General features: G+C 68.2%; 14 protein-coding genes. 9 read left to right on the forward strand and 5 right to left on the reverse strand.

Annotated elements, in window-relative coordinates; genetic code table 11:
• The first annotated feature begins 40 nt into the window (after positions 1–40).
• The 6 genes from mnmA to B6N23_RS04955 all read left to right on the forward strand — a co-directional run bounded on the left by mnmA (position 41) and on the right by B6N23_RS04955 (position 6946).
• Positions 41–1177, forward strand: a complete 1137-nt coding sequence (mnmA, locus tag B6N23_RS04930; RefSeq protein ID WP_305502437.1) for a tRNA 2-thiouridine(34) synthase MnmA — start codon at positions 41–43, stop codon at positions 1175–1177.
• Positions 1174–1815: a high frequency lysogenization protein HflD gene (gene hflD / locus B6N23_RS04935; RefSeq protein WP_305502439.1), complete on the forward strand. Its 642-nt coding sequence runs from the start codon at positions 1174–1176 to the stop codon at positions 1813–1815. The genes mnmA and hflD overlap by 4 nt, the downstream gene beginning before the upstream one ends.
• A gap of 50 nt (positions 1816–1865) precedes the next feature.
• Positions 1866–3254, forward strand: coding sequence for an adenylosuccinate lyase (gene purB, locus B6N23_RS04940; RefSeq protein ID WP_169957815.1), 1389 nt, complete (start codon positions 1866–1868; stop codon positions 3252–3254).
• A 26-nt stretch (positions 3255–3280) separates the two neighbouring features.
• Complete coding sequence (locus B6N23_RS04945) at positions 3281–4426, forward strand: cupin domain-containing protein (RefSeq protein WP_305503696.1); 1146 nt, start codon at positions 3281–3283, stop codon at positions 4424–4426.
• Between the two features lie 159 nt (positions 4427–4585).
• A complete protein-coding gene (locus tag B6N23_RS04950; RefSeq protein ID WP_305502443.1) occupies positions 4586–5023 on the forward strand; it encodes a GNAT family N-acetyltransferase in 438 nt (145 codons plus the stop codon).
• 327 nt (positions 5024–5350) lie between these two features.
• Complete coding sequence (locus tag B6N23_RS04955; protein WP_305502445.1) at positions 5351–6946, forward strand: isocitrate lyase; 1596 nt, start codon at positions 5351–5353, stop codon at positions 6944–6946.
• A gap of 183 nt (positions 6947–7129) precedes the next feature.
• Here B6N23_RS04955 and B6N23_RS04960 read toward each other — a convergent pair whose 3' ends face one another.
• A complete protein-coding gene (locus B6N23_RS04960) occupies positions 7130–7612 on the reverse strand; it encodes an FKBP-type peptidyl-prolyl cis-trans isomerase (RefSeq protein WP_110068238.1) in 483 nt (160 codons plus the stop codon).
• Between the two features lie 258 nt (positions 7613–7870).
• Between B6N23_RS04960 and B6N23_RS04965 the strand changes: the two genes are divergently transcribed.
• A complete protein-coding gene (locus tag B6N23_RS04965) occupies positions 7871–8152 on the forward strand; it encodes a hypothetical protein (protein WP_110068239.1) in 282 nt (93 codons plus the stop codon).
• Between the two features lie 151 nt (positions 8153–8303).
• Here the strand turns inward: B6N23_RS04965 and B6N23_RS04970 are convergent, their stop codons facing one another.
• Positions 8304–8771: an outer membrane lipoprotein gene (locus B6N23_RS04970; protein WP_110068240.1), complete on the reverse strand. Its 468-nt coding sequence runs from the start codon at positions 8769–8771 to the stop codon at positions 8304–8306.
• 383 nt (positions 8772–9154) lie between these two features.
• Here B6N23_RS04970 and B6N23_RS04975 point away from each other — a divergent pair, with 383 nt between their 5' ends.
• The gene (locus B6N23_RS04975) at positions 9155–9379 is read left to right on the forward strand and encodes a hypothetical protein (protein ID WP_110068241.1); all 225 of its coding nucleotides are present in this window, start codon (positions 9155–9157) and stop codon (positions 9377–9379) included.
• 60 nt (positions 9380–9439) lie between these two features.
• Here B6N23_RS04975 and B6N23_RS04980 read toward each other — a convergent pair whose 3' ends face one another.
• From B6N23_RS04980 to B6N23_RS04990, 3 genes are all read right to left on the reverse strand, one after another.
• Positions 9440–10618 (reverse strand): MFS transporter, encoded by a 1179-nt coding sequence (locus tag B6N23_RS04980; RefSeq protein ID WP_305502450.1) that lies wholly within the window; start codon positions 10616–10618, stop codon positions 9440–9442.
• Between the two features lie 91 nt (positions 10619–10709).
• Positions 10710–11339: a C40 family peptidase gene (locus B6N23_RS04985; RefSeq protein WP_169957812.1), complete on the reverse strand. Its 630-nt coding sequence runs from the start codon at positions 11337–11339 to the stop codon at positions 10710–10712.
• Between the two features lie 220 nt (positions 11340–11559).
• Positions 11560–14025, reverse strand: coding sequence for a DUF1266 domain-containing protein (locus tag B6N23_RS04990; protein WP_305502453.1), 2466 nt, complete (start codon positions 14023–14025; stop codon positions 11560–11562).
• A 236-nt stretch (positions 14026–14261) separates the two neighbouring features.
• Here B6N23_RS04990 and gabT point away from each other — a divergent pair, with 236 nt between their 5' ends.
• Positions 14262–15554: a 4-aminobutyrate--2-oxoglutarate transaminase gene (gabT, locus tag B6N23_RS04995; protein ID WP_110068245.1), complete on the forward strand. Its 1293-nt coding sequence runs from the start codon at positions 14262–14264 to the stop codon at positions 15552–15554.
• Positions 15555–15678: the final 124 nt, after the last annotated feature.

Genomic DNA, 15678 nt, shown 5'->3' on the forward strand with positions numbered 1-15678 from the left:
ATCCTGCCCCATTTATGTCACACCGACTCCGAGGGCGCCCATGACCGCCACCCCAGGCAAGGTGATCGTCGGCATGTCCGGCGGCGTCGACTCCTCCGTCTCTGTCTCTGCCCTGCTGCTGCTCGAGCAGGGCTATCAGGTCGAAGGCCTGTTCATGAAGAACTGGGACGAGGACGACGGCACCGAATACTGCACCGCCAAGGCCGACCTGGCGGACGCCGAGGCCGTCTGCGACAGGCTCGGCATCCGGCTGCACACCGCCAACTTCGCCGCCGAGTACTGGGACAACGTCTTCGAGCACTTTCTGGCCGAGTACCAGGCAGGCCGAACGCCGAACCCGGACATCCTCTGCAACCGCGAGATCAAGTTCAAGGTGTTCCTGGAGTACGCCGAGATGCTCGGCGCCGAGAAGATCGCCACCGGCCACTATGTTCGCCAGGGCGAGCGCCGCGGCCCGACGGACGGCCTGCTGCGGCCGCGGCTGCTCAAGGGGCTCGACGCCAACAAGGACCAGAGCTACTTCCTGCACGCCGTGCCCGAGGCCGCCATTGCCCGCACCCTCTTCCCGGTGGGCGAACTGGAGAAACCCGAGGTGCGCGCCATCGCCGAGCGCCACGATCTGGTGACCGCCAGGAAGAAGGATTCGACCGGCATCTGCTTCATCGGCGAGCGGCGCTTCCGCGACTTCCTCAAGCAGTACCTGCCGGCCCAGCCCGGGGTGATCGAGACCCCCGAGGGCGAGGCGATCGGTGAGCACATGGGGCTGATGTACTACACCCTGGGTCAGCGCCAGGGCCTGGGCATCGGCGGGCTCGCCAATCACCCGGAGGCCCCCTGGTACGTGGCCGCCAAGGATCTCGAGCGCAACGTGCTGATCGCCGTGCAGGGCAAGCACCACCCGCTGCTCTACACCGACAGCCTGGCCACCGAGGCCATGGACTGGGTGGCCGGCGAGGCGCCCGCCGCCGAGGGGCGCTTCACCGCCAAGACCCGCTATCGCCAGAGCGACGTGCCCTGCCGCATGCGCACCCGGCCGGACGGCGGCGTCGAGGTGCGCTTCATTGATCCCCAGCGGGCCGTCACCCCCGGCCAGTCGCTGGTGCTGTACGATGGCGAAATCTGCCTGGGCGGTGGGGTGATCCGTGACACCTGGAACGCCGAGGAGCCTGCCCCATGACCGCCTCGACCCCGATCCACCGCATCCCCGACGACCCCGTCACCCGCCAGGCCCTGGCCCTGGCGGGGGTCTTCCAGTCGGCCAGCCTGGTCGACGAACTGGCCCGCACCGGCCAGGTCGACCCGCGTAGCTGGGACACCCTGATCCGCGCCACCCTCGACACCAACCCCGAGAGCTTCGAGGCGATCTACGGCGGCCATCCCAACAACCTGCGCCGCGGCCTCGAGGTGCTCGAGGCCGTGGTGGGCCGCAAGCAGGCCAACCCGGTGGTGCTGCGCTACGGCTTCACCCTGCTGCTGCTGATGAACCAGGTGCGCAAGAACGACGCCATGCTGGGCGAGCTGGGCAGCCGGCTGGTGCGCATCCAGGGGCAGGCCGAGCACTTCGGCGAGACCCACGAGAACGTCATCGCCAGCCTCGGCGAGGCTTACCAGGAGACGCTCTCTACCCTCAAGACCCGCATCGTGGTGCAGGGCGACCCCTCGCTGCTGCAGAGCCGGATGATGCCCGAGCGGGTGCGAGCCTGCCTGCTCGGCGGCATCCGCTTCGCACTGCTCTGGCACCAGCAGGGTGGCCGACGCTGGAAGCTGGTCTTCCAGCGCGGCGCCCTGAAGAGGGCCCTGGACCAGCTCTCCTGATCCCTTACCCAGCCCGACACTCCAACGCTCATCGACCCGGAACTCGAACCATGCAAGCCCTGTCGCACTCTTCGCTTCCCCTGTCCGCCCTTACCGCCCTCTCCCCCGTCGACGGCCGCTACGGCAGCAAGGCCTCAAGCCTGCGCGAACACTTCAGCGAGTTCGGCCTGATCCGCGCCCGCGTGATCGTCGAGGTTCGCTGGCTCCAGCGCCTCGCCGAACTGGCCGGCGTCACCGAGGTGCCGCCCCTCTCCGCGGAGGCCACCGCTTTCCTGGAGGCGCTGATCCGCGACTTCTCGCTGGAGGACGCCGAGCGCATCAAGGAGATCGAGCGCACCACCAACCATGACGTCAAGGCGGTGGAGTACTTCCTCAAGGAGAAGATCGCCGGCCAGCCGGAGCTGCACGCCATCACCGAGTTCGTGCACTTCGCCTGCACCAGCGAGGACATCAACAACCTCTCCCACGGCGTGATGCTCACCGACGGCCTCAAGAGCCTGCTGCCGGTGATGCAGCGGGTGGCCGACGAGATCGCCAAGCTGGCCCAGGAGCATGCCGCGCTGCCGATGCTGTCGCGCACCCACGGCCAGACGGCGAGCCCCACCACCCTGGGCAAGGAGATGGCCAACGTCGCCTATCGCCTGCGCCGCCAGCTCAAGCTGATCGAAGGCGTCGAGATCCTCGGCAAGATCAACGGCGCGGTGGGCAACTACAACGCCCACCTGGCCACCTACCCGGAGGTGGACTGGGAAGGCAACGCCCGCACCTTCGTCGAGGGGCTGGGGCTGACCTTCAACCCCTACACCACCCAGATCGAGCCCCACGACTACATCGCCGAGCTGTTCGACGCCATCTGCCGCTTCAACACCATCCTGATCGACTTCGATCGCGACGTCTGGGGCTACATCTCGCTGGGCTACTTCAAGCAGAAGACCGTCGAGGGCGAGATCGGCTCCTCGACCATGCCCCACAAGGTCAATCCCATCGACTTCGAGAACTCCGAGGGCAACCTGGGGCTTTCCAACGCCATCCTCGGCCACCTGGCCCAGAAGCTGCCGATCTCCCGCTGGCAGCGCGATCTCACCGACTCCACGGTGCTGCGCAACCTGGGCGTCGGCCTGGCCTACGGCCTGATCGCCTATGAGGCCTCCCTCAAGGGCATCGGCAAGCTCGAGGCCAACCCGGCGCGCATCGCCGAGGACCTCGACGCCAGCTGGGAGGTGCTCGCCGAGCCGATCCAGACGGTGATGCGCCGCTACGGCATCGAGAAGCCCTACGAGAAGCTCAAGGAGCTGACCCGCGGCAAGCGCATCGACCAGGACGGGCTCAAAGCCTTCATCGACACCCTGGCGCTGCCCGCCGAGGTCAAAGTCGAGCTCAAGGCGCTGAGCCCGGCGACCTACATCGGCAACGCCGAGGCCCAGGCGCGCCGGCTGTGAGCGCTTCTGCCGACACCCCGCTGGCCATGCTCGGCGGCCTGACCGCCGCCGAGTTCCTGGGCGACTTCTGGCAGCAGAAGCCGCTGCTGATCCGCGGCGCCTTTCCCGACTTCGAGTGCCCGCTGGACCCCGACGAGCTGGCGGGCCTGGCCTGCGAGGAGGGCGTCGAGGCCCGCCTGGTGGAGGAGCACGGCAAGGCCGGCCCCTGGCAGGTGAGCCACGGCCCCTTCGATGAGCGCACCTTCGCCCGGCTGCCCGAGCGAGACTGGACCCTGCTGGTGCAGGCCGTGGATCACTATGTGCCCGAGGTGGCCGAGCTGCTCGAGGCCTTCGACTTCCTGCCCCGCTGGCGGCTCGACGACATCATGATCAGCTACGCTCCCCCGGGCGGCAGCGTCGGCCCTCACGTCGACCAGTACGACGTCTTCCTGCTCCAGGGGCTGGGACGGCGCCGCTGGCAATTGGGCGGCAAGGTGTCCGACGACGCCCCGCTCATCGCTGGCATCGATCTGCGCATCCTCGAGCGCTTCGAGGTGGAGCACGACGACGACTGGGTGCTTGAGCCCGGCGACATGCTCTACCTGCCCCCCGGCTGGGCCCACCACGGCGTCAGCCAGTCCGACGACTGCCTGACCCTCTCGGTGGGCTTCCGCGCGCCCTCCGCCGACGAGGCGATCACCTCTTTCGCCGACTTCCTGGGCGAGCAGCTGCCGGCATCAAAGCGCTACTCCGACGCCGGCATGGCCCCGCTCGGGGACCCGGCCGAGCTGGACGATGCCGCCATCGCGCGCATGCGCGCCCTGATCCTCGAGACCCTCGACGACCCGGCCCAGCTGGCCCAGTGGTTCGGCCGGGTGATGACCCAGCCCAAGTACGTCGACCAGCTGGTGGCCAGCGACACCCCCACCGACCCCGCCGCGCTTGTTGCGGCACTACAGGAAGGCGAGATGCTCGTGCGCAGCCCCGGCTCGCGCTTCGCCTGGCGGGCCCTGGACGACGAGCGTGCCACCCTGTTCGCCGACGGCGACGGCGTCGAGTGCCCCCTGGCGCTGGCGCAGCTGGTGGCCTCCGAGCTCCCGCTGGACGCCGAGGCGCTGGCCCTGCCCGGCGCCGCCGAGCTGATGACCGCCCTGCTGGATGCCGGCAGCCTGGCCTGGGCGGATGACGAGTGAGGGGAATAGGCTCGAGGGGCGCCAGGGGCAGGCCAAAGAGGAGGTCTTTTGCCAGGGAAGGCAAAAGTAGCTTACAGGGATGTATTTACAGCGCCTCCTCGACGGTCCGGCGCTCCGGGGCCTGCCGCTGGATCAGCCCCGAGCATGGGGAGGGATAACATGCAAAATGCCAAGCTGGAGATTCGCGAGGGGAGCTGGGAGGCGCTGGGCGCCGAGGCCACCGAGATCCGCCGGATGGTCTTCATCGAGGAGCAGCGCGTCCCCCTCGAGGAGGAGTGGGACGGCCGCGATCCCGCGTGTCGCCACTTCCTCGCCCTGCTGGAGGGGCTCCCGGTGGGCACCGCCCGCCTGCTGCCCGACGCCCATATCGGCCGGGTCGCAGTGCTTGCCGAAGCTCGCGGCTCAGGGATCGGCGCGGCGCTGATGGCGGCGGCCATCGAGGCCGCCCGCCGCGACGGCCACCCCGCCGTGGAGCTCGCCGCCCAGACCCACGCCCTCGCCTTCTACGCACGGCTGGGCTTCATTCCCTTCGGTGACGAATTCCTCGACGCCGGTATCTTGCACCGCAATATGCGCCTTCCGCTGGCCTGTTCCTGAGCCGGCTAACCACCTTTCAAACGAAAATTGACTACACGGGCAGGGCCATTTCGGCCCTGTTTGTAGTCGAGTTACAACGCCTTCTTCCCCAAAGAGCCCATTGTTGAAGCCCATGGCCATGGGCCATAGTGCTTGCCATGGCGGACGACGAAACGACTGTTTGACACCGGCCTTGCGAGCGCCTTCATACATTCGTTTCAAATTCGCCCGGGTTCGACCAAGGCCGCAGAGACAAGCCGCCGGCGATGAACGAACCTGACTCCACTTCGCAGGTGCAGCATAAGCGACACCGGCAAGCCAACGACCAGACCAGGAGAGGATGACACCATGTCATACCAGGACGATATCAAGGCACTGTCCCAGCTGCGTGAAGCCATGCAAGGCAAGTGGGCGGACATCAGCCCCGAGAGCGCCGCCCGCATGCGTGCCCAGAACCGCTTCAAGACTGGCCTGGACATCGCCAAGTACACCGCCAAGATCATGCGGGAAGACATGGCGGCCTACGACGCCGACACCGCCCAGTACACCCAGTCCCTGGGCTGCTGGCACGGCTTCATCGGCCAGCAGAAGCTGATCTCCATCAAGAAGCACTTCGGCACCACCAAGCGTCGCTACCTCTACCTCTCCGGCTGGATGGTCGCCGCCCTGCGCTCCGAGTTCGGCCCGCTGCCCGACCAGTCCATGCACGAGAAGACCGCCGTCTCCGGCCTGATCGGTGAGCTCTACACCTTCCTGCGCCAGGCCGACGCCTGGGAACTGAACCACCTGTTCCGCGCTCTGGAAGAGGCCAACCAGGCCGGCGACAGCGCCAAGGCCGCCGAGCTGGTGAAGCAGATCGACAACCACGAGACCCACGTGGTGCCGATCATCGCCGACATCGATGCCGGTTTCGGCAACGCCGAGGCCACCTACCTGCTGGCCAAGCAGATGATCGAGGCGGGTGCCTGCTGCATCCAGATCGAGAACCAGGTCTCCGACGAGAAGCAGTGCGGCCACCAGGACGGCAAGGTCACCGTGCCCCACGAGGACTTCCTGGCCAAGATCAACGCCGTGCGCTACGCCTTCCTGGAGCTTGGCGTTGACGATGGCGTCATCGTCGCCCGCACCGACTCCCTGGGCGCCGGCCTGACCCAGAAGATCGCCGTGACCAACGAGCCGGGCGACCTGGGCGACCAGTACAACAGCTTCCTCGACGGCGACTACATCGACAGCGCCGACCAGATCGACAACGGCGACGTGGTCATCAAGTCCGAAGGCAAGCTGAAGAAGCTCAAGCGTCTCGCTTCCGGCCTCTTCCAGTTCAAGCCGGGCACCGGCGAGGACCGCGTGGTGCTGGACTGCATCACCAGCCTGCAGAACGGCGCCGACCTGATCTGGATCGAGACCGAGAAGCCCCACGTCGGCCAGATCGCCGGCATGGTCAACCGCATCCGCCAGGCGGTGCCGGACGCCAAGCTGGTCTACAACAACTCGCCCTCCTTCAACTGGACCCTCAACTTCCGCCAGCAGGTGTTCGACGCCTGGGAGAAGGAAGGCAAGGATGTCTCCGCCTATGACCGCGCCAAGATGATGAGCCCGGAGTACGACGCCACCGAGCTGGCCCAGCTGGCCGACGAGTGGACCCGCAACTTCCAGCGCGACTCCTCTCGCGAGGCGGGCATCTTCCACCACCTGATCACCCTGCCGACCTACCACACGGCGGCTCTCTCCACCGACAACCTGGCCAAGGGCTACTTCGGCGACGAGGGCATGCTGGCCTACGTGGAGGGCGTGCAGCGCCGCGAGATCCGTCAGGGTATCGCCACCGTCAAGCACCAGGACATGGCCGGCTCCAACATCGGAGACGACCACAAGGAGTTCTTCCACGGCGAGGCCGCACTGAAGGCCGGTGGCAAGGACAACACCATGAACCAGTTCGGCTGATACCGGATCGGTTGATCATGGCACTGCGGTAAAACTGGAACTTGGGGGAGGCAGCTGCCTCCCCTTTTTTTGTGCCTGCTCGCCAGGCTTTCGCCGCCGTCGCTAGCGCAAACAGAAGGGGCAGCCCCCAGGCTGCCCTCTCTGTTACGTGCGGCGAGCGCCGCGTCGGCTGTCGGACACCGCTCAGTGCTGGTGACCGCCCTCGCCGTGCACGTGGCCGTGCTCGATCTCTTCCTGGCTGGCCTCACGCACCGAGGCGATCTCGACGGCGAAGTTCAGGGTCTGGCCGGCCAGCGGGTGGTTGCCGTCGACAGTGACGGTGTCACCCTCGACCTTGGTCACGGTGACCATCAGCGGGCCGCCCTGAGTCTGGGCCTGGAACTGCATGCCCGGCTCGATGCCCTCGACGCCCTGGAAGGCATCGCGGGGCACTTCCTGCACCAGCTGCTCCTGCTTCTCGCCATAGCCTTCGGCCGGTGATACCACGGCGTTGAGGGAGTCTCCCGCCTGGCGGCCTTCCAGTTCCTTCTCGAGGCCCGGAATGATGTTGCCGGCGCCATGGAGGTAGGTCAGCGGCTCGCGGCCTTCCGAACTGTCCAGCACCTCACCTGAGTCGTTGGTCAGGGTGTAGTGGAACGCGACAACGGAGTTCTGCGCAATCTGCATTAATGAACCTTTCGGTGAGTGCATGTCCCGGCATGGTAACGCGGCGCGGGGGTGGCTGTCAGGGGCATGGCGGATTTTCAGGATCGCAAACGGCATCCTGAAAGGCGTTCACGCACCCGGCCGGCAGCCGTCAGCCGCCGGTAAATGGCATGCCCCCAGGGTTGACCTATGGACGGTTGCGCCCGAGTGCGGCCGCGGCTAACCTAGCTCGCACCTTTTTGATGACCCGCCTTTCACCCCTTGTCTGGAGATCTGCCCATGATCCAAGTAGTGCTCTGGCTGATCGCTTTCGCAGCGATTCTCTTCCTCACCTTCAAGCGCTGGGACAGCGTGAGTCCGGCGCTGGACCGCGTGCTGCCCTCGCTGCTCAAGAGCCGCGGCGACAATCGCACCCTCTGGGGGCTTTCGCTTGCCATCCTGGGGGCCACCGTCCTGGTGCGCCCGGTGGACATCCTGCTGACCGTGGTGCTGGCCGTGATCATCGGCCTCGTCGGCTGGAAGCTTGCTAGCTGGGCGATGAACAAGGTCGACCTGCACTGAGCCAGCAGCGCTGCCGGAGTGGCAGCGCTTGATCGCCGAATGGCAGAAGGCCCGCGGATCTCTCCGCGGGCCTTCTGCTTTCAGGACTGCACTATACCCGGAACTGGGCTACCCGAAACTTTTCCCGGAGCCGGGCCAGGCGTCGCGGCGCTCAGTAGGGAGCCACGGTCATGTTGGCACCGCTGCCGATCAGGCGCACGCGCTGGCCGGTCTGGAAACGTTGGTCGGCCTTCTGGACGATCACCACGCGCTGGCCGTCATCGCGACGGATCTCCATCTCCAGGGCGTTGACGCGGTTGGTGGCCTCCTCGATGCGCGAGCCAGCCACGGCGCCACCGATCACACCGGCGGCAGTCGCCAGGTCGCGACCGCTGCCGCCACCTACCTGGCGGCCCAGCAGGCCACCGACCACGGCACCACCGCCGGTGCCGACGATGCCCCCGGCGCGGCTGTCGGCCTGGATCTGCACCTGGCGCACGGCCTCGATGGTGCCGAAGGTCACGGTCTGGGCGGTGCCGGCCTGGCTGCCACGGTAGACGTTGCCGCCCATCGTCGAGGTATTGGCGCAGCCAGCCAGGGTCAGGGCACCGATGGCAAGGATGGGAAGAAGTCGCTTCATGAAAAACCTCCTGAAGAAAGGCTGCCGGTCCCCGTCATGTGGGAGCAGGCTCCGGGACGTCCGGAGAGGAATGGCCAGATTAGTGAACAGTGTTTGCTAACGGGATTCTATGCCAGTCTGTAACGCTTTGACCAGCGCAGGCTATCTATGTGCGACTCATTCTAGCCCGAAATCGCTCAAGGAATGTGAAAGACCCCTGCCCGGCCTCCCGGGCGGGGCGGCCATGTAGTCGAGCTACAACCGGGGGTTCACCCAATGATGCATTGCGGCAAAAAAGGGCCTGGACCATAGTGACATCATGGATCAGGAGTGTGTGCCGCCATCCCGACTCCCCGCAGACAGCATTGACCAGCGCCGTGATGACCTGACACGAGGAAGACACCATGAACGCCACCGAACTGAGCGAACAGGCCGAGCGTATCGCCGACAGCTTCAGCAAGCAGGACCTGGCCAGGCTGGTGGTTGCCCTGAAGGGCGACCGACAGTCCCTCCAGCACGCTCTCGAAGTGGTCGACACCCTCGACTCCCGCCTGAGCTGCACCCTGGAAGAGGCCTGGGCCGAAGTCCGCGCCGGCGAGAACCGCGAGGAGACCGCCCACGAGGAGTGACAAGGCGTCACCCATCAGGCCGCTCCCCTCTCTTCGCCCCCTGCCATCGGCAGGGGTTTTTCATGGGCGCTGTCGTCGCCACAGCCAGGCGGCAATCGCCAGGGTGACGCCCAGCACCAACCAGGAGGCCAGCGCGACCCCGGGCCAGGCCCCGACCTGCCAGAAGGGTTCCAGCCAGAAGGCCCCCAGACTGGCGCCGCTGTAGTAGAAGACCAGATAGAGCGCCGAGGCGCTGCCCCTGGCCTGTCCGGCATGGCGTCCCACCCAGCTCGAGGCCATGGCGTGGGCCAGGAAGAAACCAAAGGCGTTGATGGTCAGGCCGAGCACGATCAGCGCCAGCGACCCCGCCAGGGTCACCAGGGTCCCACCCATGAGGATCAGGATGCCCAGCATCATGCAGGCTGGCGGTGTCAGGCGCCGCGCCAGCCGGCCGGAGAGCGATGAGCCCAGGGTGCCCCCCAGATAGGTCAGGAAGACCAGCCCCAGCACGCTCGGCCCCAGCTCGAAGGGCGCCTGGGCCAGGCGGAAGGTCAGGTAGCTGTACTGGTTGATGAAGATCAGGAAGTTGAGCCCGCCCAGCAGGTAGGCGGCCAGCAGCAACGGGTTACGCAGGTGCCCGGCGAGATCTCGCGCTGCGCCGCGCAGCTCGAATCGGCGTGGCACGAAGCCCCTGGCCGTCGGCAGCAGCTTCCAGAACACCACCAGCCCCACCTGTGTGATCACGCCTACCGCCAGGAAGCTGGCGGAACTGCCGGCCACCTCCCCCACGGCCCCGCCCACCAGGCGGCCGCTGATCCCGCCCAGGGAGTTGGCACCGATATAGAGGCCAATCGCCGGCAGCATCGCCGAAGGCTCGAACTCGTCCCCCATCCAGGCGATGGCCACCGCCGGCAGCCCGCCCAGCACGAAGCCCTGCAGCCCGCGCAGCACCAGCAGCACCTCGAAGCTGGGTGCCAGTGACAGACCCAGCGACAGCGCGCCGGCCGCCAGCAGCGTCAGGCGCATGATGGCCGCGCGACCGATGGCGTCCGACAGCGGACCGAAGACCAGCAGCGAGGCCGCCAGGGCAAGGGTCGCGACCGACATCACCAGCCCCACGGCCAGGGTGGAGACCCCATAGGCCTCGCGCAGCTCCGGCAGCAGCGGCTGAGGGGCGTAGAGATTGATGAAGACGAGGAAGGAACCCAGGCTGAGAGCCAGGGTCGCGCGCCACCAGGCACGGGTTCGAATCTGGATCATGGCGTGAACGCCTGCGGTCATGGAAGCAGCGGGCCGGCGGGCCGGCCCACGGGCGGCGACGGTCGCCGGCTCGCCGCGACCGCGGCGCGATTCAGCCCTGGTCGCCGACCATCACACGCTGGGCCAGGGTGGTGGGCTCCAGGGTGCGACGGGCCTGCCAGTAGTAGCGCTGCCAGTAGCGGTTGTCGAGTTCGGAGATCATCACCCCCCGGGAGGTGGAGGCATGCAGAAAGCGCCCCTCGCCCAGGTAGATGCCGACGTGGTCATAGCGGCCCGGCGGGCGGAAGAAGACTAGGTCGCCGGGTACCAGTTCGCTGCGTTCGACCGGCGCCCCCTGGTGGACCTGCTCGCCGGTGGTGCGCGGCAGGGAGACGCGGAAGGTCTCCTCGAAGACGCTCTGCACCAGCGCCGAGCAGTCGATCCCGCTGGAGGAGGTGCCGCCAATGCGGTAAGGCGTACCGACCCAGCGTTCATGCTGGGCCAGCAGCGCCTGCTGAATCAGGGCGGGCGGGGGATTGCCGAGGGCGCGCGCCTCCAGAATCGGATTGTCCACCGGCGACATGGCCAGCCCCCAGTCGCCGGATATCCCGGGCAGCTGACGGGCGAAGTAGGGCTCCTCGGCGTCGCGGGAGGCGACATCGCGAGGAGCGGAGGCACAGCCGGCCAGCAGGGCCAGCGACACGACAACACACAGGGCTCGGCACGACGAGGTGACGTCCATTCCAGCGGTGACCTCTGACCGGAGCCGCGCCCCGGCAGCGCCGGCGGGCGCCAGCCTTCGGGGGAGTCATCGCTGTGGCAGTGGTGCCGGCAACCGGTATCACTGCCAGAGCGGCCTGTCGGCGGCTCACTGTGGAACACGGCTCCCGACAGGTGGAGCCTTGTTTAGACTCGCCGACTATAAACCAGCCCCGAGCGGGTGGCGAGCCCTGAAAGCGCTCTCAGTGCAGGGTGCGCGAATCACCCGGCAGGGTGTCGATATGCATCGGCGCCCAGTGGCGCGGGCGTGCCCCGGGAAACTCCAGGCTTGCCCAGGGCCCGGCCAGGGGCGGGGCCGCGGACAGCCAGGCCACCAGGGCCTGCCGAAAGCCGGCAACGAAGCTCTCCCGCTCCGGGGTCTCGCCCATGAAGAAGGAGAAGCCGGCGTAGAGCCCGCGAGCATAGGCCTCCCACCCCGAGTAGTGGGCTGCCGCCAGGCCATGGGCACGCTCCAGCACCGCCACGAAGGCGCGCTCCTCCAGCCAGCCCAGCTGGCGTGCGGCGATGGCCAGATCCACCGCCTGAGCCACGTCCCAGGCGGCCATGTCGGTCTCGTTGCAGCCGTCCTCGTTGTCCCGCACCCGCTGCAGGCGCAGCAGGTGGGTGCGCTCCTCGTCGCTGCACTCGCCGGACTCCAGGGTAGCGATCTCGGAGCCGAGCCGGGCGGCGTTCAGGGTGTAGGGCGCGTAGTTGATCAGATACTCCGGACGGTCGCCGGACTCGAGCAGGAACTCCAGGAACTCGCCCAGCTCCTCGGCCCCCTGGAGCCCGTAGTGGCCATCGATCCACTCGCGGATCGATACGCGCTCACGCTCGCTTTCCGGATGGGGCAGGCTCCAGGCCGGGCTGTTGAGCGGCCCCACCAGTGCCATGGCGGTGAACAGGTTCAGGCTGGGACGCGGCCCCGGCTCCTGCCATTCGCCGGCACGCCAGTCGAGCCAGTGAAACAGGCTGCCGGGGTCCTCCTCATGCCAGCGGATCTCGACCACCAACGAAGGCTGCTCCTCCTCCGGCAGCAGTCCCTCCCAGGTCGCCCAGGCCTCCAGCAGGCGGCGGGGGTCCGGATAGAAGCGGCACAGCGAGGCGCGCAGGGCATCGGCCAGCGCCGCCAGCCCCTCGGCGTCGAAGGCCTCGCAGTCCATGGCCATCTGCAGATAGAAGGCGTACTTCTCGGCCATGTGGATGGTGGCCGCATGACGGCTGCCGCGGCGCAGCGCATCGCGGCTTGCCAGCCCCGCCGGGTCGGCGTGGCCAAAGGAGGTCTCCGCCGGCGGCAGGGCGCCATGGGCCGCATCGGCGGCCAGCTGGTTGAGGTGGTGCGCCTGGGCCGGCAGCCAGTAGCGGGAGAGCGCCGAGATGCCCTCGTCGGGGTGCAGGTCGAGGGTCTCGGCCAGGTACTGGAGGGCGTCCTCGCGGCGCGCTACCGCTACCGGCCCGGCGGGCCCCTGGCGAGCCGCCAGCTCGGGCTCACGCACCGCGGCCAGGGCCAGCACCCAGTGTCGGGGATCGGCTCGCCAAGCCCGAATGGCCTGCCGGGAGCGCTCCAGCGGCTCGTGCCCCACCAGCCCCTGCAGGGCCGGGCGCCAGGGACTGACCGGCGACTGCAGCAGCAGCCGCCAGTCGGCCTCGAAGGTGCTCAGCAGGTTGCGCCCCTCGAAGAGGCTCCTGCCGCGCTGATAGGCCCGGGCCAGGGCCGCCCAATCGCTGTAGCGGTGCATCACCAGGTCGGCGCCGTGAAGCGCGAAGTCGGCGGCCTCCCGGCCGCTGAGCCAGCCCATGCAGGCCCCGGCCCAGGCCAGGTCGATCAGCCGCAGCCAGTCCCAGGCCGCCCACTCCAGGGGCTCGCCGTGCTCGATGAACTCGAGCAGCACCCGGCCATAGCGCTGATCCTCCCCCTCGAGCTTGTGAAGCCAGGCATAGCGGCTCGCCGGATCGCTCTCCAGCAGCCGCGTGGCGTCCAGGTCCCAGCCCTGACGATCGCCCTGCCCGCCCAGCCACAGCAGGGAACGGATCAGGTCGTCACGGTGGTGGATCTGCCACGCCTCGCCCAGCCAGCCGGCCAGGCCCGACCAGTCCCCCTCGATGGCGGGCACGCTTATCACCGGCGCGAAGCCGGCGCGCAGGCGCCACACCTGTGCCTCCTCCTCGACGGGCCACAGCGGCGGCAGCGTATCGTGGATCGCCAGCCACTCGCCGAGACGCTCCCAGGTGATGCCATCGCCATCGTGCTCGAGGGCAGCCAGCGCCTCGCAGGCCTCGAAGAAGCCGTCATCGCCGCGCACCCATCCCTCGGCGCTGCGCGCCCGACGCAGTGCAGAAAGCCAGGCATCCAGGTCCCGGTGATGGGCGCTGATCTCGGCGGCCAGACGATGGGCCCAGGCGCGCCCGGCCCGCTCGTCCAGCCAGCCCGCGGCACCGGCCAGGGCGACCAGCTCCAGGGCCGCCAGCAGGCGAGCCGGGTCGGCCATGCTGCCGCCCACGCCGAAGGACTCCACCAGGCGCCAGCCGAGCTCGCCGCGGTCCGCCACGCCCAGCCCGTGCAGGCGCATCAGGGCGGCCTGAGGTTCCACGCTCAGCGGGTCGGGGTCGAAGGCCCAGTCACACAGCACCAGCTGCTGGGCCCACCAGGCATTCAGCGGATCGATCAAGGCTCACCTCGGCATCAGTCAGAAGGACGGCAGCGGCCGCCAGCGTATTGCGGCGCCATAGTGTAGCGGAAAGCGCCGCCGGCGCCGATGGGTCGACGCGCGCCTTCTGCCGGTTCCGGTTCCGCTGCTGCCCCCGAGCGCCCTGCCCTTGCGCGCCCCGGCAAACCTGGCAGAGTGAACTAGACTGTGGGAGCGCGGACCGCTCTCGCCCCCCTTATTCTGCCACCGGAGGCATCATGACCAACGCGGAACTCAACGACCTGAAGAAGCGCTATGTCGCCAACGGCGCGGCCAGCCCCGCCACCCAGTTCGCCGATCGCGCCGAGAACGCCGTGATCTGGGATGCCGATGGCAACCGCATCATCGACTTCGCCGGCGGCATCGGCGTACTCAACATCGGTCACCGCCACCCCAAGGTGGTCGAGGCCGTCAAGGCGCAGCTCGACCGCGTGATGCACACCTGCCAGACCGTGATGCCCTACGAGGGCTACGTGAAGGTGGCCGAGAAACTCAGCCAGATCACCCCGGTGCGCGGCCACGCCAAGGTGATGCTGGCCAACTCCGGGGCCGAGGCCCTCGAGAACGCCGTCAAGATCGCCCGCGCCGCCACCGGCAAGAACAACGTGATCTGCTTCGACGGCGGCTACCACGGCCGCACCTTCATGACCATGGCCATGAACGGCAAGGTCGCCCCCTACGCCGCCGACTTCGGCAGCATGCCGGGCAACGTCTTCCGCGCCCCCTACCCGGTGCCCTACCACGGCGTCAGCGAGGACGAGGCCCTGCGCGGCCTCAAGATGGCGCTGAAGACCGACGCCAACCCCCGCGATACCGCAGCCATCGTGCTGGAGCCGGTGCTCGGCGAAGGCGGCTTCTACCCCGCCCCGGCCAGCTTCCTCAAGGCGGTGCGCGAGATCTGCGACGAGCACGGCATGCTGATGATCGTCGACGAGGTGCAGTCAGGCTTCGGCCGCACCGGCAAGATGTTCGCCATCGAGCACAGCGGCGTCGAGCCGGATCTGATCACCATGGCCAAGAGCATGGCGGCCGGCATGCCGATCTCCGCCGTGGTAGGCACCGACGTGCACATGGACGCCTCCGGCCCCAACTCCCTGGGCGGCACCTACACCGGCAGCCCGGTCTCCTGTGCGGCCGTGCTGGCGGTGCTCGAGGTGTTCGAGGAGGAGAACATCCTCGCCAGGAGCCAGGCCTTGGGCGAGAAGCTGGGCAAGCGCTTCGCCAAGTGGCAGCAGGCCTTCGACTGCGTGGACAACGGCCGCCACCTGGGCGCCATGGCGGCCATCGACCTCGTTTCCGACAGGGCCAACCACACCCCGGACGCCGACCTGGCCGCGGCGCTGTGCAAGCGCGCCCGCGAGAAGGGGCTGGTGCTGCTCTCCTGCGGCCTCTACGGCAATACCATCCGCTTCCTGATGCCCGTCACCATCGAGGACGAGGTGCTGGAGGAGGGCCTGGCCATCGTCGAGGCCTCCCTCAAGGAGCTGGTGGGCCAGCCCACCACCGCCTGACCCGCCGCCTCGCGTCCAGCGGCTCACCGCCCGGCTCTGCGCCGGGCGGCTTGTCTTGGGGGGCTTGTGTTGGGGGGCTTGCGTTGGGGGGCCTTGTCATCGCCGGGCGCAGCCGGGAAGATGA

The organism is Halomonas alkalicola (assembly GCF_030704205.1).
Lineage (GTDB): Bacteria > Pseudomonadota > Gammaproteobacteria > Pseudomonadales > Halomonadaceae > Halomonas > Halomonas alkalicola.